The sequence below is a fragment of the Proteiniphilum sp. LBM24028 genome (assembly GCF_056629195.1).
In genome coordinates this window covers 91430-113800 of record NZ_CM152817.1, presented here as the reverse complement: position 1 = coordinate 113800, position 22371 = coordinate 91430, and the positions used below count along the sequence as shown (strand labels likewise).

Annotated in this window: 16 protein-coding genes and 4 pseudogenes; 5 read left to right on the top strand and 15 right to left on the bottom strand. The window is 39.7% G+C overall.

Going from position 1 to position 22371, the window contains the following annotated elements:
• The first annotated feature begins 136 nt into the window (after window positions 1–136).
• Complete coding sequence (locus AC1HCU_RS00510) at window positions 137–2647, top strand: Kelch repeat-containing protein (RefSeq protein WP_480367750.1); 2511 nt, start codon at window positions 137–139, stop codon at window positions 2645–2647.
• Between the two features lie 246 nt (window positions 2648–2893).
• On the opposite strand, the gene AC1HCU_RS00505 is transcribed toward AC1HCU_RS00510, so the two are convergent.
• Genes AC1HCU_RS00505 through AC1HCU_RS00480 form a run of 6 tightly spaced genes read right to left on the bottom strand, consistent with a single transcriptional unit; the run spans window position 2894 to window position 11583 of the window.
• The gene (locus AC1HCU_RS00505; RefSeq protein ID WP_480367748.1) at window positions 2894–3136 is read right to left on the bottom strand and encodes a hypothetical protein; all 243 of its coding nucleotides are present in this window, start codon (window positions 3134–3136) and stop codon (window positions 2894–2896) included.
• Window positions 3137–3147: 11 nt separating this feature from the next.
• Entirely contained in the window at window positions 3148–4377 is a 1230-nt protein-coding gene (locus AC1HCU_RS00500) for a ComEC/Rec2 family competence protein (protein WP_480367745.1), read from the bottom strand.
• A gap of 7 nt (window positions 4378–4384) precedes the next feature.
• Entirely contained in the window at window positions 4385–5866 is a 1482-nt protein-coding gene (locus AC1HCU_RS00495) for an arylsulfatase (RefSeq protein WP_480367742.1), read from the bottom strand.
• A gap of 12 nt (window positions 5867–5878) precedes the next feature.
• Window positions 5879–6805 (bottom strand): glycerophosphodiester phosphodiesterase family protein, encoded by a 927-nt coding sequence (locus AC1HCU_RS00490; RefSeq protein ID WP_480367740.1) that lies wholly within the window; start codon window positions 6803–6805, stop codon window positions 5879–5881.
• A gap of 31 nt (window positions 6806–6836) precedes the next feature.
• Complete coding sequence (locus tag AC1HCU_RS00485) at window positions 6837–8465, bottom strand: RagB/SusD family nutrient uptake outer membrane protein (protein ID WP_480367737.1); 1629 nt, start codon at window positions 8463–8465, stop codon at window positions 6837–6839.
• Window positions 8466–8490: 25 nt separating this feature from the next.
• The gene (locus AC1HCU_RS00480) at window positions 8491–11583 is read right to left on the bottom strand and encodes a SusC/RagA family TonB-linked outer membrane protein (protein ID WP_480367734.1); all 3093 of its coding nucleotides are present in this window, start codon (window positions 11581–11583) and stop codon (window positions 8491–8493) included.
• A gap of 902 nt (window positions 11584–12485) precedes the next feature.
• Between AC1HCU_RS00480 and AC1HCU_RS00475 the strand changes: the two genes are divergently transcribed.
• The 3 genes and pseudogenes from AC1HCU_RS00475 to AC1HCU_RS00465 form a co-directional block, all read left to right on the top strand.
• On the top strand, window positions 12486–12935 hold the full coding sequence (locus tag AC1HCU_RS00475) for a helix-turn-helix domain-containing protein (protein ID WP_480367730.1): 450 nt from the start codon (window positions 12486–12488) through the stop codon (window positions 12933–12935).
• Window positions 12936–13093: 158 nt separating this feature from the next.
• A pseudogene (locus AC1HCU_RS00470) lies at window positions 13094–13606 on the top strand (KilA-N domain-containing protein); the annotation flags it as partial.
• Between the two features lie 74 nt (window positions 13607–13680).
• Window positions 13681–13953, top strand: a pseudogene (locus AC1HCU_RS00465) (transposase); the annotation flags it as partial.
• 174 nt (window positions 13954–14127) lie between these two features.
• On the opposite strand, the pseudogene AC1HCU_RS00460 reads toward AC1HCU_RS00465, so the two are convergent.
• The 4 genes and pseudogenes from AC1HCU_RS00460 to AC1HCU_RS00445 all read right to left on the bottom strand — a co-directional run.
• Window positions 14128–14328: pseudogene (locus tag AC1HCU_RS00460) on the bottom strand (IS66 family transposase); the annotation flags it as partial.
• A 106-nt stretch (window positions 14329–14434) separates the two neighbouring features.
• On the bottom strand, window positions 14435–15460 hold the full coding sequence (locus AC1HCU_RS00455) for a tyrosine-type recombinase/integrase (RefSeq protein ID WP_480367729.1): 1026 nt from the start codon (window positions 15458–15460) through the stop codon (window positions 14435–14437).
• A complete protein-coding gene (locus tag AC1HCU_RS00450) occupies window positions 15447–16505 on the bottom strand; it encodes a tyrosine-type recombinase/integrase (protein ID WP_480367727.1) in 1059 nt (352 codons plus the stop codon). The genes AC1HCU_RS00455 and AC1HCU_RS00450 overlap by 14 nt, the downstream gene beginning before the upstream one ends.
• Window positions 16456–17697, bottom strand: a complete 1242-nt coding sequence (locus AC1HCU_RS00445) for a site-specific integrase (RefSeq protein ID WP_480367726.1) — start codon at window positions 17695–17697, stop codon at window positions 16456–16458. Before AC1HCU_RS00445 ends, AC1HCU_RS00450 begins: the two co-directional genes overlap by 50 nt.
• Window positions 17698–17844: 147 nt before the next feature.
• Here AC1HCU_RS00445 and AC1HCU_RS00440 point away from each other — a divergent pair.
• Window positions 17845–18045 (top strand): annotated as a pseudogene (locus AC1HCU_RS00440) (transposase domain-containing protein); the annotation flags it as partial.
• Window positions 18046–18209: 164 nt separating this feature from the next.
• Here AC1HCU_RS00440 and AC1HCU_RS00435 read toward each other — a convergent pair.
• The 5 genes from AC1HCU_RS00435 to AC1HCU_RS00415 all read right to left on the bottom strand — a co-directional run bounded on the left by AC1HCU_RS00435 (window position 18210) and on the right by AC1HCU_RS00415 (window position 22369).
• Window positions 18210–19364 (bottom strand): DNA cytosine methyltransferase, encoded by a 1155-nt coding sequence (locus tag AC1HCU_RS00435; protein ID WP_480367725.1) that lies wholly within the window; start codon window positions 19362–19364, stop codon window positions 18210–18212.
• Window positions 19340–19951, bottom strand: coding sequence for a hypothetical protein (locus AC1HCU_RS00430; protein ID WP_480367722.1), 612 nt, complete (start codon window positions 19949–19951; stop codon window positions 19340–19342). Before AC1HCU_RS00430 ends, AC1HCU_RS00435 begins: the two co-directional genes overlap by 25 nt.
• Before the next feature lie 12 nt (window positions 19952–19963).
• Window positions 19964–20782 carry a PD-(D/E)XK nuclease family protein gene (locus AC1HCU_RS00425; protein ID WP_480367719.1) on the bottom strand — a complete coding sequence of 273 codons (819 nt, stop codon included), beginning with the start codon at window positions 20780–20782 and terminating at the stop codon, window positions 19964–19966.
• A 16-nt stretch (window positions 20783–20798) separates the two neighbouring features.
• Window positions 20799–21962, bottom strand: a complete 1164-nt coding sequence (locus AC1HCU_RS00420) for an IS4 family transposase (protein WP_480367717.1) — start codon at window positions 21960–21962, stop codon at window positions 20799–20801.
• A 92-nt stretch (window positions 21963–22054) separates the two neighbouring features.
• Entirely contained in the window at window positions 22055–22369 is a 315-nt protein-coding gene (locus AC1HCU_RS00415; protein WP_480367714.1) for a PD-(D/E)XK nuclease family protein, read from the bottom strand.
• Between the last annotated feature and the right edge of the window lie 2 nt (window positions 22370–22371).

The window sequence follows — 22371 nt, the reverse complement described above, 5'->3', positions numbered from 1 at the left end:
AACAGCTCTTAATCAATAAACAAAATTGATCATTTGCAATATAAGACTGATTATGGTATCTTTGTAAAGGCAATAGACAATTGCTTCTCACGGGAAGGATACATCCTTCCATCGGTTCCAAATGCTATTCATTTTCATGGTTACATCGACAAAAAAAATCATATATACTCTCCTCTTTTTTTTCATCTTTCTCTCCCGGCCTCTTTTCGCAGAAGGACTTCGTTTTCTTGGAAACGACTATCCAATTGAGCAGAGAACCTCTTACGATGTCTTCAGTGAACGTCAGGTTACTTTTTCGGATCACTTCAACATCAGTTTCCGTCTATCGTTGTATATGACAACTGATATTGGTAACATCCTCAGAATAAAATCGGCTGAAAACGGGAGCATCTTCAATCTTTTTTATGATGGACACGAAGAAAACCATCTGTTTCTCTTCAATGAGGAAGGAAAAAACAATTTGATTCATATCTCGCTGGAAAAGAGTCAATATCCGCCACGTGAATGGTTTCAGATAGATATCTCATTCGACCTTGAAAACAATCTCATCACGCTAACCATTGGCGACAGCACCAACAGTGCGGCCAATGTAACCCTTCCGGAATCGTTCACACCCACCCTCATATTCGGTAAAAGTGATCATGTGATTGACGTGGCTCCTTTTGCCATCCGGAGCCTGAGGGTGGGCAACACGCGAAGCTATCGGTTCCCATTGAAGGAGTATCAGGGCAATGAGGTGCATAACAACAAGGGAACCGTCATGGGAAATGTTATTAATCCCTATTGGCTGATCAATGACGCCTATCATTGGAAACCGGAGACTTCAACACGTTCGGCACAGGTCTCCGGGACTAATTACCATGAGACGCGAAAAGAACTGTATCATTTCAACAGAGATTCCATCATCATCTATAACCTGAGAACCACGAACAAGGAAACGGTGATCTTCAAGGAGCCTTGTCCGGTAGACCTCAGACTGGGAACCAACTTCATTGATCCTGTACAGGACAAGCTCTACTGTTATGAGGTATATTACGATAGTACCTACCAGGGGCCTACGGTAGCAAGTCTTGATCTTCACAGCTACGAATGGCGCATTGAGAGTTATGACCGGCTGCCAATTCAACTTCATCATCATGGTTCCTATTTCGATTCGTCAAAACAACAGTACCTGATATTCGGAGGATTCGGTAATATGCGCTACAGCAATATCTTTTATCTCTATGATATCAATTCACAGCAATGGGATACACTTTCCACGCGGGATGGAGAAACAATCAACCCACGTTATTTCACGTCAATGGGGCACCAGTTGAAGCAGAAGAAACTCTACCTCTTTGGGGGCATGGGAAATGTTACGGGTAACCAGCTGCTGGGAAGAACTTATTATTATGATTTTTATCAATTGGATTTGCAGACATCACAGATATCCAAAGTATGGGAAATCCCGTGGGAGCAGGAAAACATGGTACCCGTGAGGGGCATGGTGATCAATGACGATGATTCATTTTATACCTTATGTTATCCAGAGCATTTCACCCAGTCTTACCTAAGATTATACCGCTATTCACTGAAAGATGGTAATTTTAGTATATTGGGTGATTCCATCCCGATATTCTCCGACAAGATAAACACCAATGCAAATCTCTATTATGACGACGATCTGCACGCTCTTTATGCGGTAGTACATGAATTTTCCGACGATATTGCTTCAGAGGTACATGTATATTCACTTGCTTTTCCACCGATCACCGGCCATGAGCTGGTCAGTTATGCAACGAAGACGCGTTCAGATAAACTCCTCTTTATTTTTATCCTCACGGGAGTTATCGTAGTTATTTTCGTCATTTCTCTCGGACGTTTCCTCAAATACAAACGCAAAGAGACCTTTTCTCCCGATAGTGGTACACCCTTTAAAACAAGCCAGAAACAGGTATCCACATTCCGGTCCAACGCAATTTATCTATTTGGAGATTTCATGATTCGCAATCGCAGCAACAGGGATATTACTTATCTTTTCAGTAAAAAACTAAAAGAGACATTTTGTTTACTCCTGCATTTTAGCGCTGTAGAGGAGGGTATCACCTCGCAGCATCTCAGTGAGATATTGTGGCCCGGCAAACCGTCTCATACAGTAAAAAACACGCGTAATGTCACACTGAACAGGTTGCGTAAAATACTGGAAGAACTGGATGGCATTGAATTGTTGTACGAGAAGGGTGTTTTCAAGCTAGTGCAGGCAGATCCCCTGTATTGCGACTTCACTATATGTTTGGAGATCCTTTCGGGAAGCCGCGACGAGGAACAACTAAAAGAATTTATAGCCATTGTTACCCGGGGAAAATTTATGAGAAATGAAAACGAACCGGAATATGACTTCCTGAAAGAACATACCGAAAAAAGTATTGAGCCGCTGCTTATCAGCACTATTGAATGGAGCTACGAAACGGAAGCATACCTTACAACTGTAGAACTGGCCGATGCAGCATTTCATATTGATCCGGTAAACGACAGGGCCATAACTTACCTGGTTGCGGCATTGCAGAAACTCAAGAGGCACGAAGAAGCGAAATTAAGATATCTCTCGTTTCTGATCGAATATAAAAAGACGATGGGAAAAGAATACCCCAATCCTATAAAATTATAAACCAATTACCTCATCCGTTCATTGTTCCGCTCACTTTTCAGTTCACTTTTCAGTTCACAGTCCCCTTCCCCGCCCCATTGACCCCCGACAAGTGGAATACCATCCACATCAGGATATTACATGAACGTTAACGCCCGTGAGACGGATTATAAAACCGTCCTACGGGCGCTCCAGCACAGTGTCTCCCTGTTTCGAACGGTCACTGTTGATTTAAACTAATCGGAATTATTTGATGACCCTCACCTCTTATTTGATGACCCTCACCTTATACACGTCAATTTCGGGGATCGTTATTTGTTTGGTTGGATTCATGGAGTAAATGTTGTGGGTCCACCAGCTTATTTCACCCTTGGTATAAATGAGATGATCCGCTTTTTCGTCGTAATAGACCGACTTGACATCGGGCTCGTTCGCAAGGGGAGCAAAAGGCTCGAACGCATTCCTGTTTGAGCTGAAGCCACCGCATTGCCGTAGCGATGTCTTTTTCATCTTTCTCATGTTTATCTGCATTGAAACGGGCCATAGGCTGACTTAATCCGCATTGACTCATTGTTGCTGTCTAGCAGTATGATGGAATAAGTATCACCTCCCGGATCTACCTTAATCACGACATGACCTCCCTCCCCTGACATTTTCCTTACTTGATCTTCACCCAAATAAGCACGTGACAATTCAGGTATGTTGGTGGGAATAATATGCTTTAAATTGGGGTTTATACTTTTATTGGCCATGCTTTGCAATACCGATAAATTAAGATGTGATACGTGGGACACCTGTATAATGATATTTTGAGGCTGTATATGCTGAAGAAAAGATTCACTCATGGCATCAATCCAGGAGTGATGATTTGCCTCGCACACCTCTATGGTACCAAGCACCTCTCCAACAGGAGTTTCCACATCAAGCCACTTCTCAAGATTAATGGGTAGGCGTCCATTGATATCGCCACCATTGAAATAATCAAATGCTCCGTAACTGATACGAACTCCTGCACATAGTTTATTTTCATGCACATTTTTCAAATCCAGAGGAAAGAGATTGCGTGTGTTCTCTCCTTCTCCGGTCCATATTATTCCGTTCGCAATGATATTTCTTACTTCAAAATCAGGATATCTTTCTGGCTCTTTAAGCAGGGCAAATTGGCTTTTACTTCCCGGGACAAAACCTTCAATAACTGTTCCGCTTTTCCCGTGATGCCATTCTATAAATTTTAAATAGTTTTCAATTGCTTTGCCCTTCAGCCGAGAAGGATATGAATAGGTTGGCCAACCACGATCTACTATTTTAGAGAATGGAACATGTTCATACAACTCTGTGACCCCACTTAAAAAATAATCACCTCCTTTTTTTGTTTTAACGGAATTGGTGTAGACACCTCCCAAATGATCACCGTGAAAATGTGTCAGCAGAAAGTAGTCTAACTTTACTTCATTCCTAAAATCTAATCGCTTGGAAATATAACGTGCAATCCATTCTCCAGGTTGTCTGCTATCATCGGGAAAACCCGGAGTGGTTCTCGGATCACTGTGTGGCCCGGAATCTCCCGCATCGATCACCATGGTAGTCCCGTCAGGAAAAATACAAAAAACGGCTTCTCCTCTGCCTGTATGGACATGATGTATTTCCATTTCTCCTTGTTTCCACTGAGGTAATACTGTGCCTGTCTCCTGAGAGAAAAGTTTCACAAAGAAGAAAAGAAATATTGCGAAAAAAAAGATCAATCTGTGCATATCCATTTCATTTTTCAAAATTCCACTCATCAATGACTGCCGGCGTTCTCTTGCGAATAATTTTATCAAATTCAGATACCAACTCAGGATGTTGGGAAACCACATTCTCCGACTCAAAATCATCTTCAGAGATATTATAAATTTCCCATTTTGAATCAGCGTTACCACGAACATTATTTTTCACACCTTTCCATTCATTCATTCTGATGGCGTACTGGCCCCCGCTTCCCGAGAATTCCCAGTATAAATATTCATGCTTCTCCTGTGCTTCATCATTTCCCAACAAAGTATTGAGAAATGAAATTCCATCCGTATCTTCAATAATATCCCCCGTCAGTTCAGCGAATGTGGCCATAACATCATATTGTGCAGAAATGTGATCGGTTCTAGTACCTGGCTTTATCTGTTTCGGCCATCGGGCAACAAAAGGAACCCTGATTCCACCTTCATAAAGTTGGCCTTTTTGACCTTTAAGTCCTCCCGAGCTATTGAAAAACTGTGTATCCAAACCACCTCCCGAAGCAGGTCCGTTGTCACTAGTAAACATGACGATTGTATTATTATCCAGCCCTGCCTCTTTTAAATAATCCATGATTACGCCTATTTTCTCATCCATTCTTGTAATCATGGCTGCATAGGCACTCAAAGGTTTTGGGTGAGGGGTATACCCTCTTTTGCCATCATAAGGAATTTCGTCCAATAACCCTTTATACATTTTTAAACTTTCATCTGGAACTTGCAATGCTTTATGAGGAACTGTGAAAGCCAGATAAAGAAAAAATGGCTTATCCTGGTTGCTCCTGATAAACTTGACAGCTTCATCAGCCATTAAATCCAGGGAATAATTCTTCCCCTGATATTTCTTGTATGCATCCAAAGCGACTTCTTCCTCTTTTGATATTTCAGGGTGCACAGTTGTCACATTCCCGTTTAAAAACTCCTGCTTGTCGTTTCGCCACAAAAAGTCAGGATAATGATTGTGCGCATGGACCTGGTCAGCATATCCATAAAAAAAGTCAAACCCTTGCTTGTTTGGAGAACTGTGTGACGCAATACTTCCTAATCCCCACTTTCCAATAAGCGCGGTAACGTACCCTCTTTCTTTTAACATGTCAGCCAGAGTGTACGTGTCTTTTGGCAGTGGTTCTTGTCCTGTTTTACGTGGATCGTCTTCTTTCAACTCCCTGTTGTTCCTTATATACGCATTACCCAAATGTTTCCCGGTCATCAGGCATCCTCGCGTGGGAGCGCTTACAGGGGCGCTCGCGTAATGTTGAGTAAACAAAATCCCTTCATTTGCCAACTTGTCAATATTGGGTGTTTTGACGTATTTTTGTCCGTAACACCCTACATCCCCGTATCCCAGGTCATCGGCAAGGATATATATGATGTTTGGATTTTCGTTATCTTTTTGACTATATAGTGGTAATACACAAAAACACAATGTCAAAGAAGCCAATTCTGATGAAATAACAAAGTTTCTTTTCATAACACTCCCAATTTAATTAGTTGTAATCAACTTGCTTAAATTAACTGGCACATCTGTTTCGATGATACCCGCACCCATTTTGTGAATCGATTCGTACTTGGATCTCATTTCTGCAATATTTTCATCATCATGCTGCATAAGCTCCTTGTCCAATGTTCTGGAAGTCCCTACCACACATGTACTGCCTCTACTGTTGATCATGTTAAACAATTCGGGACTTTCCGGAATTTCATGTGTGACAAAAACAATAACATTCTTCCAGGGTACACCAATGTTGTCAAATTCAAGTACTTTATCTTGATTGTTTATAAAAATCTGCATCATTACGTCCTTGTTCATAGCATAACAATGTCTTGCCTCCTCAAATGTGTAAGCCATAATGATGGCGTTAGCCTCGGCGTCACATTCTTCCACTGCTCTTAATCGATCTTCCACTGACACATCTTTTTTATCTAGGACCAACACGGATTTTCCCTTCGCCCACTTCAACGCTTCTTCAAGCGTGGGTATTTTAAATGGCGTAACATTGCCATCTATATCCCGCAAGAACAGTTTTTGCAACTCTTCATAGGTGTAGTCCGATACCAAACCGGTACCGGTTGTTGTCCTGTCAAGTGTCTTATCGTGATGCAAAACAATCACGCTGTCTTTTGAATATCTTGGATCCACTTCTATTATGCTATAGGTATATTTCAGCGTGTTCTCGAAAGTTTCCAAACTGTTTTCCGGTAATTCTTTTCCCGCCCCTCCTCTGTGCGCACTTAATAAATTTATCCTGTGGCTATTACGGATAGTGTCATTCAAATAGGAATGAAGATGGGCTGCAGAATCAAAATTTAAATAATACCTGTCATCTGTAGAAATTTCCTTGCGTCCCGATGAACAGGAACAGGAGAGTAACAAAAAAATAATTATAGCACCCGGTCTATTTATCAGCATATTGCTTTTTATATAGTTAAGCATAATTTCATCAATTATAATTTGGGTTTTGTTTTAATCTGGTATTTTGATCCATGGCATACTGCGGAATTGGTTGAAGATAATTTTTATCAGGATCAAAAATTACAGTACGAACAGGTATTTTCTCATAAATTAATTTACCACTTTTCTTTGTTATCTTCATCCCGTAAATTGGTCTTTTAAATATCGTTTCGGCAGTACGCCATCTCATAATATCATAGAAGTATTTTCCTTCAAATGCCAATTCTATTCTCCGTTCATGTCTGATCTTTTCTCTCATTTGCTCTTTGTTCAAATTGGGTGGCAGAGGAGGTTGTCCAGCCCGTGCCCTCACCTTGTTAATCGCATCGTACACCTCACTGTCCGGCCCGCTTACTTCATTCTTCGCCTCTGCATAGTTCAACAATACTTCTGCATATCTGTAAACGATGAAATTTGTTCCATCCAACATGCTATTTGTAGAATAAATAGTTGAATCCTGCAGTTTCTTTGTAAAATATCCTGTTCTACCGGCATTACCCGATTTTCCTACTATATTAATCTCATTGTAGTTATTGGGTATGCCCAATCTTGTGTAAATAGTATCTCCCCTCCATACAGAACCATCATAAATGATGGATGCGTAAAAACGACTGTCTCTGTTCTTATAAGGTGCGCCAGGATCGAACATGGAAGAACCTTCCGCTTCAGTTTTCCCGTCTGTAAATTCATAACAGTCAATTAAATTCTGTGTTGGATTACAGGATCCCCATCCTGCACCTTTCTGCACCATAGGTACTCCCCAGAACTGGTTGATTCTCTTCCTTTTCACTTCAGGTGCGAATTGAATATCAAAAATAACTTCTTCATTGTTTTCATTTGCTGCGTAGAATAAATCACCATAGTTGTGAAAAAGATCATACACTCCAAGCTCCATAATTTCTTTATGTGTGTTTACTGCATCACTCCATTTACCAGCATACAACTCCTCCTCTCCTTTTAACGCCAGCGCGGCTCCTTTAGTTGCGCGACCCAAGTTTGCCCCGCTAACAGTCAGTGGCAGGTCTTTAGCAACTTCATCACATTCATTCTGAATAAATGAAACACAATCTTCATATGAATCTCTCGGATAAAATATTTCTTCACCGCCACTATTTCTTAAAACTTTTGTAATAATGGGTACCCCTCCATGCAAATCTATTAACTGCCTATAAAAATAGGCCCTTAAAAATCTTGCTTGCGCAACAAACCCCTTTTTTGTTTCATCATTAAAATCTGAAGCTGTTACTTTCTCAATAAACAAATTACATTGCCGTATGTTTTGATACATTTTTCTCCACTGGTTATTAAACAAGGGGTTAGAAGGGCCATAACTTCCATTGTCAAACAGAGAGTAAGATGGAGTACCTGTGGGACCATATGTGGTGTTATCAGTGAAATTATCCAATGGATCGTTACTGATCTCACTCGGTAAATTTGTCCATACTGAAGGATAAGGACCTGCATTTAAACTGTTATAAATATCATTAAGGAATAAATCGGCAGTTTCCGGATTACTCCAGACCGACTCATCGGACAATCTGTCTTTTGGACTGATTTCGAGCTCAGTACATGAGAGGAAAATGACTGATGGTATAATAAAAAATAATATCTTATTCATAATTATGTTGATGCTTGTTGATTTTTTAAAATGAAATACTTGTTCCTATGGCAAATACTCTCTGCTGATAATAATATCTGCCCCGCGCGCTCGTCAACTCAGGGTCCATAAACTTCAGACCGCTGAAACTTAACAAGTTCTGACCCGTGACATAAATTCTAACTGACTTTATCGAAGTTTTATTTATAAGTTTTGTCGGGAGATGATACCCCAATTCTATATTTTTTAATCTTAAATAGGTGCCATCCTTTACCCAGAAACTTGAAGGCTGGGTATTATGAGTAATTGGATTCGGAGTCAAACGGGGATATGTTGCATTTGGGTTTTCCGGAGTCCAGTAATCAGTCTGTTCCTCAAAAATTTTCGCTCCATTAAAGAAAGGCGCTGCCAGTTCATTATCTATATAGACACTCATTTCACCGGCTCCCTGCCATAACATGTTCAAATATAAACCTCGCCAGCTCAAATCGGTATTAAATCCGAATATTAGCTGAGGAAATAATGGATCTCCAATCACGGTATAGTCATTAATATCTATTTTCCCGTCTGGGGCGGTAATATTTCCATTTTCATCTGGTGCACCTGCAATATCAGCATATTTTATATCCCCCGGCTGAACTTTTCCAAAAGATGGTACAGGCAAACCTGCTTTCAAATTACCTTGATCATCAAAATCACTTAGTTGATACAATCCAAGTGACTTGAGTCCGAATCTGGTATTAAGCGGTCTGCCGGTCTCTCTTCTATTAGGATTATTATAAGTTGCTTTTGTTTCAAATGTTTCTATTAACTCATTTTTAGCATGAGACAGATTCACCCCAAAATTAATATTGAGATCATTAAAACCATGATTTAAGGCAATGCTAAAATCAAAACCTTTATTCTTCATAACTCCGGCATTTACTTGAGAAAGGCCTATACCATACTCTGCAGGAACAATTGTAGCAGGGTTTATTAGCATATCTGACCGCTTTTCGGTAAAAAGATCGAAGGTAACATCTATTTTTCCATTTAATAATAGTGCATCAATACCTATATTACCTTTTTTTGCTTTCTCCCAGGTTATATCCGGATTCGCTTGTACACTTTCATAGATTCCCAGTACCTGATAGGGATTTATACCTCCAAATACATAACTATTTCGTGTTTCGTACGCAGTCAGATATTGAAATGCGCTGCCTGCTAAATTTCCGGACAAACCATATGATCCACGAATCTTTAGATTATTAATCCACGGATAATTATTTTTAATGAATTTCTCTTCTGAGATCCTCCAACCAACTGCCAATGAAGGGAAAAAAGCAAATCGCTTCTCCGGTGCAAAATAATAATGGCCATCATAGCGCCCGGACAATTGCAACAAGTATTTATCTAATAATGAATAATCTAAACGATAAACCCATCCCATCTGGGCTGATTTCGAAGAATTGCCACTGTTATCAAAATTATTTTTGTCGCTGCTCCCTAGCGAAAGTTCGTCTACAAAAAGTTCATAATTAACTCTTGAAGCATTTAAATCATTGAAATTCGTACTTTTCCCTTCATAGACCCCGAGAAAATTAATCTCCTGATTCTTTAACTTTTTTTGGTATGTGACAAAAAACTGGGTAATCATATGAATATTTTGATTAAAACCCTCAGATAACGATGGTTTTATTGGGCCTGATGGTTGAGGAACATATTCATTGTTTGCACTTAATTTGTAAAATGTGTATGGAAGTCTCCAGGTTTTGTCAAATGAATATTTTGTATTATAGCCAAAGACTCCCTTGATTATCAGGCCGGGAATAAATGGAATTTTTTGTTCCGCCAGTAATCTTATATTTAAATTATTATCTGTATTTTTTCCGTATCCACTCTCGGTGATCGAAGGTAACATATTGTGAGCAGGTAATCCATTACTAAATCTTATGGGATAAATCGGAGGTACTTCTGTAATATCAGTAAATAAACCGGAACCGCTTGCATTGCCTGGATTATTTTTTGTTTCTTTGCCGGCATTCAAATCAAAAGATATTTTGGTTGTTTTTGTAACATTCGCATCAACATTCAATAGTAGACTGAAGCGGTTATAATTTATTTGAGAAATAATTCCCTCTTGATACAAATAACCCAGATTACTATGAAACTTGATTTTTTCAGTACCACCGCTAAATGATAGAGAGTGTTTCGTAATCGGAGCCTGAAAATTAACTATTTCATTAATCCAGTCTGTGTTTGGATAATGATCCGGGTCGGTACCATTCTTAAATTTCAGGAGCTCTTCATCTGTAAATGTCTGTTTATTCCCGATATTTAAGTTTGCTTCGTTCAATTTGCTTGCATATCCGTATGCATCCAAAAATTTGGGTAATGCTGTAGGTTGTTGAACACCATAATAGCCATTATAATTGATGCCGATTTTTCCTTCTATTCCCCTCTTCGTTGTCACTAAAATTACTCCATTGGCACCACCTATGCCGTATGGAGCTACCGCTGCGGCATCTTTAAGTATTGAAATTGATTCAATTTCATCAGAATTCAGCTTAGATAAACTATTGTAATTTTGAGGAATACCATCGATGACTAATAAAGCGTTTGCATTTCCAGTTGTACCAATACCACGTATTCTGAGTGAGGCTGCGTCACTACCCGGTTCCCCGCTGTTTTGAAAAGACAGTATTCCAGGAACTCTCCCGACAATACTGTTATTTATATTTGCGACAGGGGAACTGGTCAAGTCTTCTCCGTTCACTGAAGAGACAGACGCAGTGTTTGATACTTTTCTCTGCACTCCATACCCAACCACGATAACTTCGTCCAACAACTCCGTGTCTTCCTGCATCACCACATTCATCGCGGAAGCGCCATCCCAGACAACTTCCTGCGCTGAGAAACCGATGTACGTGAAAACTACCGCTGCTTTTGCGGGCACGTTGATCGAGAAGCTCCCGTCCACATCCGTCACCGTTCCGTTTGTGGTTCCTTTTTGAATCACGTTCACCCCTATGAGCGGGGTGCCGGCCATGTCTTTTACAGTCCCCCTCAAGGTACTGTCCTGCGCAGCTGCTCCTGTTGAAAGAGCCGTAAAGAACACAATCAAGCTTATAAACATACTTGACAATTTAATTCTAACCATAATTTTTTTGTTAATCAAATCGAAATTTCTAATCAAGACGCAAAGAAAAATAATACATGTTAAGAAGCGGTTACTTTTCAACGAAGAATTTGTTACTTAACATTTGGGAATTGAACGGAACTCGGGAAAACGCCCTCAAGACATCAATGAACTGCCTTGTGATGTAGGAGACCTGGAGTATACCGTCGTTTTACATGATACCCGCCACCTGTTCTTTTTGCGGTTATGTTAAAAAAATGCGGACTGCCCTCCTCCACCGGGATAATTTAATAAATTTCATTGTCTGGTTTACGATTTAAATTAAACGGGTATTAAACGGGTATTTCCGGACAGAGCCGGTTGAAGGAGAAGGGAGTTTGCAGATAACTGAAACCCGGTGCGATAAAGGGCAATCGTGCGGGCAACATATGAATCTCTGATTACAGAACGGGACAGCCTATAGCCGGACTTCTGAAATCCTATTCGTCATACACTCTGATGAATATATGGGGATATAAAAAAGAGGCGCGGACGATTGTCGCTATCCCTTTAGTCAGGCTCCGCAAGGGCCCTCTCAGGAGAATAGAACAATGTCCACGCCCTTATTTCTAAGGGCGCTTCCATTCTTCGGCCTCCTGATTTGAATTTTGCGGATTCGACTAAAAGGCCAAAAAAGCGCTATATTATTTCGTACCGTAGTTTACGGCACAAAGATAATAATTCATTTTAAATTCTGTTATGGGTCCATGATTCTGGGTTTTTTAAAATTTAACAATTATAGATTGATGGCTCAAAGAAAACGAAATTTAACCAAACATATACTGAGATATTCATTGTTAATTATCAATTTTGCATTGATAGTTATCAATACATTCCATTTTTTGTCTATATTTGCGGTAATAAAATAATATCCAGACAGATATATGGAAACCAAGGAACAAAAATTAAAAAACACCCATCACGGGCACGCCATCAAGCGTTTCCGCCATACACTGGGTATCAAGCAGGAAGCCCTCGCCGCCGAGATGGGGCTTAGCCAGGCACTGATTTCCACCTACGAACAGAGGAAGGTCCTCAACGACGATGTAATCGAACGTTTTGCCAAAGCCCTGAACGTGGCTCCCGAACTGATCAAGGAACTGGAAGAAGATCCGGTAACTTTCATCGTTGAAAACAACACTTTTGAAAATGGAAGCGTAAACAATATAGCGTCAAGTAGTGATATTTCAAATGAAAACTGTGGCAACACATACAATCCAATCGAACAGATTCTTGAACTGAGTAAGGAAAAAACAGCTCTCTACGAGCGGATGCTCGAACTGGAAAAAGAAAAAAGCGCCCTCTTGGAGCAAATGATAAAGGAGAAGAAATAAGATCCCGGGAATGTGCTGTCGCCTTTGATATTACCTCATTCTGCCCTACACATCTACTTTTAATTATACCGAATTCGGGGATATTGAAATGGAATAATCCAACCCTACCGAATTCGAGAGGTTTAGAAAACAGACAAACATTAAAAACACAATAAATAATGGCCAAGAATAAAAAATTGTTTGTCGAAGGTCAGGAAATAAATGTTCTCCTGAACAATGATAGGGAATATATTTCTCTCACTGACATGCTTAAAGCTAAAGACGGTGATTTTTTCATTTCCGACTGGCTTCGTAATAGAAACACGGTCGAATACCTTGGTATTTGGGAGTCTGTTTATAATCCGCATTTTAATTATGGCGAATTCGCCATAATTAAAAGCTTAGCAGGATTGAACAATTATAAACTAAGTGTCAAGGAATGGGTCGAGAAAACAAATGCGGTCGGTTTAAAAGCCACAACAGGAAGATATGGGGGGACTTATGCGCATCCGGATATTGCTTTTGAGTTTGGAATGTGGATCAGCCCACAATTCAAGATTTACCTGGTAAAAGAATTCCAACGCCTCAAAGCCGAAGAGAATAACCGTCTCCAATTGGAATGGAATTTACAGCGGACATTGGCTAAAGTAAATTACCAAATCCACACCGACGCCATTAAAGAGAGCCTGATACTGTAACCTTCCCTATTTGTAGGACAGTTCCAAGTTAGACAAAATTATTAACTTTGTTTGGCATAGGAACAACAATGAAAAAGACAGTACACAGCGAGTCAGAGAAGGTAAAGGCAGTCCATCAGCTTGAAAGTGGAGTGGATGCCGCAGTTGTAGCGCGTGACTACAACATATCCAGGGCAACCCTTTATAATTGGAAGTCCAAGTACAGTGGGATGGAGGTGAGTCAGGTCAAACGCCTCAAAGAGCTTGAAGATGAGAACCGCAAGTTGAAGCAGATGTATGCTGACCTTGCTCTTGACAACAAGATCCTGAAGGAGGTTATCGAAAAAAAACTCTAGAGCCCGAGGTAAAGAAAGAACTGGCAGGAGAGATAGTGGAAGAATATGGTATAAGCATCTCTCGGGCGTGCAAGCTGATGGTAAGCATTCGGTGATGTCCGTATTTGATTCTATGATTTTCCTGTTTAAGAAAGTGGACTTTCAAAAACCTCCAAAACATTCGGAGTCGATATGGAGTTTTTAGGAGTTTTTCTCCAAGAGCAGCCTCCCGGGAAGCAGTTCGGCGAGATCCCTGTTGTAGTCTTCGTCATAGTCGTGGATATGACTCAGCACATATACCATCCAGTCGCGGAAGTTCACATCGGCAGCCTTGCAGCACCCCAGCAATGAGTACATGACAGCCGCATCCTCGGCAGCGTCGTGGTTACCGCAAAAAAGATATTATCCAAAGTATCCGATTATCCAAAGTGGTTATAAAACTATGTCTATTATTCAACAAGTTATATGAGCCACTTTGAAAAATTGCTTATGATAATAATATCCTTGATTAGCAAAGGCTCTTGAGGAATAACTTCAATTTTGGATCTTTTTCCCAATTTTTAATTTCAGGTTCTTTTATGCCAATATCCTCGTATGCCTTTTCTAACGCGTTCTGTTTACATTTAGAGTCGGCTCGAGCATAAATCTCCGTTGTTTGTACAGAAACGTGGCCAAGTATGTCACGGATATAAACCAGGTTCACTCCGGCTTGTAAAAGATGCATGGCACGAGAATGCCTTAATATATGTGGGCTAATATTTTGAGGTACTAGCTCTGGCTCTACTTTCTTGGCTTCAACCACGTATTTTTGCAGTATATATGTTATACCGGGATTAGTCAGCTTGCTTCCCCAGGCATTGAAGAACAATGGATGATGCTCCATCCCTGGCATATTCAATCTATTTTCCTCCATATAGGATATCAGAAGTTTCATCATTGTTTCTTCTATGGGGACAACACGCTTTTTGGAACCCTTGCCAATGAGTTCAATATAATAAGGCTTGCTCCTCCTCACTGATAAAGGAGTGAGGTTTATCAGTTCTTGTACGCGTGCCCCACTATTGTACAGAAGAGACAACATCGTAAGGTCACGACGCCCTTTGCGTGTCTTCATGTTGATTTGTTCTAATAGACATTTCACTCCATTAACAGTCAGGTATTTTATGGTATCCTTCTTTTCCCTTGCCTGTTTTAAGGAACATATAATTTTCCATTGGGACAGGTGGACAGGATCAACATAAAGCATGTATTTAAAAAACGAACGTATGGCAGCGTAGCGTTGGCTTCGGGTTCGCGAACCACATTTCCTGTCATTTTGAAGCCATTCAAGAAAATCAAGGATCACATCTTTATTGATTATTTCAAATGTTATTTTATCCGGGGGAGTTTTATATTGGATATGCATAAAATCAATGAATTGGACGAAAGTGTCCCTGTAAGACCTGATTGTATTATGGCTTGCCCCACATTCTTTTACCAGATAATCCTTAAAGAAGTGTTGAAGGGCAAATGCAAAATCTTTATATGTTTCCATTTGTTTTAATTATTAGTGAACGAGATAGTACTTTGGTTATCCCAGATATTACTGACGCATCCATTTTCATCAAGTCTGGATAATACTCCCGGGTCAACCTCAAGTATGTTTCCGTGTCATAAATATTTTTATGTCCCATGAACATGGACAGCATTGGTAGATAACAGTAAATATCTGTTCCTGATGCAAGCATTTTAACGAGGGAATGGACACATGCAGTATGCCGGATATCGTGAATCCTGGGCCCTTCATGGTTCCCCTTGTACGGTATCCCGGCTTTTTCCCTTACGATCTCGAACCAGTGATAAATAGTGTCTCTTTTGCATTGGTTTCCTAAAGTGGACACGAACAAATAAGATTCTGGTGAGGCTAAGTTAGACAGTCCGATCCTGTCCCGATATTCAAGGTATTGCCTTATCACGGTTTCCAGGGATCTATTTATGGGTGCCAATCTCTGCGATCCATTTTTCGTTTTGTTCAAGACTATGACATGCCTTTCGAAGTTGATGTCTTTCATCTTTATATTTAATGCTTCGCTAATTCTGATTGCAGTACTGTAAAGCAATCTTACAATCGTTGGAATCGCCATGAGGCTACTCTTGGGATGACGCGCCTGGGCTCTCAGTTCATCACAAGCATTAAACATCAGCCACATTTCTTCCCTGGTGTATATGTATGGAACGAAGGGGCTTTTATATTTCTTGGGTAATCTTGGCATATAGCACTCTTGTCCTTGTTGAGACATGAATGTTAGTAACTGCCGTATGGTGCTCACTTTACGATATATCGTGGCAATCCCCGCGTTCATGGACATTTTTTCATACCAGCCATCATAATCATTTTTGTTTATATAATCACGGTCATGGTTTAAAGAAACGAGGTGTTCATCAAGCTCCTTATAGGTATAAATGAGATGACTCACGTCTATTCCGGTTGCTGCCCGAAGATGGATGTAGGTTTCCATGTAAATGGCAAGTTTACTTTTGAATTCGTTTTTACTTTTCATAGAAAATACCTCCTCTCTGCCGGTAGAATCTTTCTTCAACGGGTGGAACATCTAAAGAACAGTCAAGTAATGACGGTATATTTACAGCAAGATAACACATGGTGGACTCTGAGCTTTCATGCCCCAGGCACTCTTTAATGACCGGTAAAGAAGCTCCGCTCTGTAACAATGACATTGCCAGGCTATGGCGGAGGCTATGGCATCCCTTGTGCCTGCCCCGAGTCGATATTCCCGCTTTATTGATGTATTCACCCAATCTTGTTGATATTCTTCCAGGTGACATCTTTCGATAAGGATGGCCGGCAGTAAGAAAAATAGTTTTAAGGTTAGCCTGTGGACGGCCATCCCTGATGTAGTCTATTATTGCGTTGCCTACTTCAGGCAACAAAGGCAGGGTTATGTCCTTTTTTGTTTTTTGCTGTGATAGGATAATGAGACTGTTGTCCCAGTCGAGATTCGCAAATGTAAGACTGACTATGTCTGACGCCCTTAATCCTAATCTTGATGCTAATAATATGATTGCATAATCTCTTTTTCCTATCGGACTGGTTCGATCAACAACGGATTCTATTTTTAAAATTTCATCTTTGTCATAATATGAAGGCAACTTTTCTTTTCTTGTATAACGTGCATTGGCTAATGCACAAGACAAGTTAACTCTTGTTTTGCCCTCCTCATACAAGAACTGCAAAAATCTTTTGACCAACATGACCACTTGGGATCGGGAGTTGTGGGAAGAAGAAAAAAATCCGGCCAAATTATCATGGTTCATCGAGTATAGCACAATACCGCGCATATCCATATAAATTGACAAGTGGTTCAATATTGAACCATAACAAAAAGACGAGGATTCACTGATTTTAGAACTCTGCCTGAGATGATTAATGAATTCGCGTGCCATTCGGCCCACCTCGCCTGGGAATTCATGCATGACCGCGCGACTTTTTAACTTGTAAGGATCACCGTTGGCTATCATGTTCAATAATACAATCGCCCGGTTCAAACGCAACTTTGGCAAGTGTCCAATATCGGAGCCTGCCATGTATTGCTTAAGGAATAACTCCCCGACATCACTCGTGTAGATGGTGATACCCGTATCCTCCATGTATTCAATCAGGTGCCGTATGCTACGTGTGTGTTGTTCAACGGTTACTGATGTCAATTGAAATCCTTGAAGCCCAACCTTAAACAGATGGTATAATTCATCCGCTTTAATCTGTTTTTTTTTCATAAACACTCATGTTAAGTTTGAAGCAACATTGCTTGTCGTTCAAATATAATATGATTATTCATGAAGTATTATCAAAAGAGGGGTTGACATTCAATATCTTATAAGCAATTATGGCTTGTACTTTGGATAATCGGATACTTTGGATAATTCATGTTCTGTGGCAACCACGAGGCAGCCGGGAACACGGCCATAATCTGCTCCCTGTTGACCTCATGCAAGGAGCAGGGCGTGAACCCGCGGGAGTGGCTCATCGATGTTATAGGCAAGATGCCATATTACCAGAAACCGGGGAATGATGAAAACCTGAAGAAGCTCTTGCCGCATTACTGGAAAAACGAAGGAAACTAACGAATCACCAGTCAAAATCTAATAATGCTCTAATAAATGCCTATAGGCACTCTAATAATACGCTAACAATTTACTGGAGATCCAGTAACTGTCGGAATGAATAATCAGATCAAATCCGTGGGTGCGTATGCTCCGGAATAATCAAGAGGTAGTTGCTCGGGTGCTTACATTTTTAAGTTTTCAATAAACTCTTTCAAAGTTTCTGCCACTGCCTTTGCCAATGGAACTGGTACACCATTACCTATCATCTTGAATTTTTTTGAAAGACGATTTTTACTAGTTAAAACATAGGAGTCATCTACTCCTTGGATGCGAAGTGCTTCCCTGACAGACAAACGTCTATTAAGATATGGATGCAAATGAACTTCATTATTCCCATAACAAGCAGTTGGACTGTACTTATATCGATGTAGTCTCTTAAATGAAGGTCGGTTTGTTTCACCCTCTTTTATTGAATGAAACCGCTTTTCATCACCAATCAAATTAAAGTACTCATTGGCATTGGATACAACCAACTCCTTATCTCTCGATACAAGACATGAGTCTAGACAGAGTTGAAGAGGAATGTCTTTAGGCTTTTCAACATTCTTGGAACCAAAATCAATAGCTTGTGGCCAATTGTATTGCTTCAGAGGATTAAGGTATTTCTGTTTTTCGTGGAAAGGAAACCATTTGCCTTTGAAATCAATGTTTATATCATTTAAGTCAAAATATTTCTTATTCAGTCCAACGACAAAGATTCGTTCACGAGACTGAGGAACTCCAAACTCCAAACTATTTAAAATATCCCAATCTATTAGATATTCTTCCGAAATGGTACTCAATAAATCAAGAAAATGTATTGCGTTTCTCTTTACGCGAATTAATCCGGTAACATTCTCCATTAAAAAAAAAGCAGGATTAAGTTCAAGCACCCTGCACAGATAGGTATCTGTTAATGAGCCTCGTTCTCCTTTGAAACCTACAAGGTTTCCGTTTATACTAAAATCTTGACAGGGTGGGCCACCGATTACTCCAAATAATCGAGGAACGTTATTATCAAACGCTTCTTCAAGAATAGTATCAGATGAAATATCTTTTATTGAGCAGGTATTTGAAATTGAACAATTCTGTCCTTTAGGTAATAATCTATGATTTATCTTCCATGACGTAATCCCTTGCTCATAAAATTCGGCAAAAGCTAGTTCTATTTCGTTTGTCCAAACGATATCAAACCCGGCTTGCATGAAACCCATATCCATAAACCCACCTCCTGTAAAAAAAGAAAGTACGGGTATTGATTTTTCGATATTTTCTATTTTATCATCCATTTTCTCCATTCCTCTGGACTATTTTTAGATAACTTATTACCAGCTATTATATCGTTAATCCATTGTCGCGTAATTCTTTGCACTGGCAACAACGTGAATAATGCTTTGTAGTTTTGAAACCTTTGGCCTTCTTTTGTCCTCCAAATTGCTATTAAATCTTCTGTTTCTGAATAATTCGAGTTGCCAGGAATAAAAAGTCCCTTAAAAATTCGGTCAAACCCTCTTGCTCCCTTTGAGAATAAAAAAATCGGTGGAATTTCTATTCTTTTGTCCAAATGAAGATTATTGAAAATTCTTCTTAACAATTTATTACCGGGAGTTTCATGTATTTCCCTACCGGGTGCTTTATTATCACCGAAATAAGTTAGTATGCTGTCATCTATTGAATCCGGCCAATCAATATCGTTAAAAGTTGAATAAAGAACTATTAGCAATGGATGTTCTGAAGAACCAGTAAATCGTATCCCGGACTGATTCCCTACTGGTAATATTTTTGAGATTGGTTCACTTGATAAATTGCTAGCAGTTCCCCCCTTGCAGATACAATCTAATACCAGATCTGATTTATTTAGCTCATTAAAATTAATGGTGTTCATTTCTGATCATTTTTATTGTTGAGGGACATTATATATACATGAAAAATTATTCATAGAATACGAGTTTTCGCTCCTTCGTTTTAACCCATAAAATCCAAAGATACTGCCTAAATTACACTTTTCAACAGCAAATGACGGATCTATTTCTATTATAGAAACTAATTTTCCATTAATATACAAAGTCGCATTAACATTACCATTTAAGAAACGCTTTAATTCAACAAGTTCCCCCAATATGTCATTTGTTGACAAATTTGTTGGTAACCATGAATGATAAAAATCACACGCTGGTCTGTATAAACAATACTTACAATTTGAAACAGAGCAATTTGCCAATGTATCAAACTGCCTTTTATGAATATTAGAATTTACTTCTAAAAGGAGATCCCTTGCTTGCTCATATAAGCGTTGACATTCTTCAAAAGTAAAATCAATTCGGGTTGAATTATTATTTAAATCAACTATGTACAGATTATTAGGATAAACGCCGTAATTGATGAAATATAATTGAGCATAAAGCTTCAACTGATATTCAAATTCTTCTTTGATTAAAGAAATCATCTCTCCTCTTTCATTAACCATATTGTAAGTAATTTTTCCTGTTTTGAAATCTGAAATACTTATTGAATTAAAATTTTTAGTTATTAGATCAGCCATTCCCGCAATTGTCCCATCTTCGTTTTGCAACCATTTTTCTGAAAGAAATTCTATCTTTTGGTTTTTATTTATAAAAATTTTGGGACTTGATTTTAATTGATTTTTTAATAAGATTTTCTTTAATCCAATATTCGGGACATGGCTTTTTAGAGGTATACAATCACAAGTGTCCACTAAAAATTGGACACGGTTAAAAGTTGAATAAATTTAGTTCACTCGAACCATAGAGATCTTTGACATCATTGATATTCTTTTTGTCGAACAAGTCCCGCAAATGGGTCTTGTCGGTAAGCGAGATTCCAAGAATTTGAAGGACTTCGTAGATGCTGCGCTCCAATTTCATGCCGTGTTGAACTATTGCTACAAGGCAATAAGTAATTATTGCACAATAGATTTGGACACGCACGGCATTCTCTGATGTACCCCAGAACTTCTTGATTCGGAGATGTTGCTTCACCCATTTGAAGAATAGTTCCACACTCCACCGATTGCGGTAAAGTTCCGAAATCAGAGAGGCCGTGGCTGTCAGATTATTGGTAAGAAAGATGTATTTGCTACCATCCTCAGGATCGATGCAAATCACCTTTCGCAGTTCCTCCGGATAAACCTTGGTGCTTTTATACACGATGAAAGTGCCGACTATGTCGGAAACGATGCCCCGCGCAAGTCGCCTTTTCCAAGTTCTCGGCTTCATCTGGACGTTGTTTTTGGCTCTCAGAACGAAGAATCCTTTAGTGCGGTGAATAGTGTACAGGTTGCCGTAATCGTTGTAGCCGCGATCGAAAATATAATGGGCCCCTGGCTCGTATGGTATCTCAAGCATAGCCTTGGAATCGTGTACGTTTGCCGGAGTAATATGCACGAAAGCAGGAACTTGAGCCTCTATATCGTAAAGCGTGTGCATCTTGATGCCGCCTTTATGCTTACGGAATTCAGCCCATTCGAACACCGACAGACACAGGTCAATCGTAGTCGAATCGAACGCATAGACATGCCCTTCAAGCTCGAAGATTTTGTCAATCCGCCGCTTCCTTGCCTCGTTGATCATGAACTTGGCATAGTCCTCGAATATACGATAGTCGCGCTGCTCATTAGCCTTGCCAAGATTGCTTCGGGTCACCGACTTTCCCATTCCAAGATGGTAAAGTTTGCCGCTATGCGCCTCGGTCGCTACAATTAGATCGCGGAGGCTTTCGCGGTTGGTCAGTTGCCCGAACATCATCGTAAGTAGCTGATTCCAACAGGTAAAGCTCTTGACGTATCTATCACCTTCATACTTGCGTACAAGGTAATTGAAGTGATTCCTATCCATGAACTGGACTAATTGGGAGAAAACGAATGGGTCTTTATGCATAACGGTCTGATTCTGACCGCAAAGATAAATTCAAATCCGTTGACTCGAAAATCGGATACAATAAATTGAATATCAACAATTTCAAAGAACTATTATGATTTTTTAGTGGACACTAATGGTATACAATATGTAATTCCTTCTTGTTTTAACTCATCCTCTTTTAATTTAATTTCGTTTTCCCAAACTTCATTAAAAGTTCCTTCTGTCAGTTGCCTTTTTGCTATTTTTTCCATTATTTTATGAACTACAGAACCAATATAAGCATTGGGAGACAAAGGCATTAACGAACGCTTTTCAAAAGCTTCCGCTAACACTATTTTATATGGACACCGCACCATCGCGTAAAAGTGACTAGGTGAAATACGCGTTATTGGCTTATATTCAATTTTACTTGATAATGACCTCATAT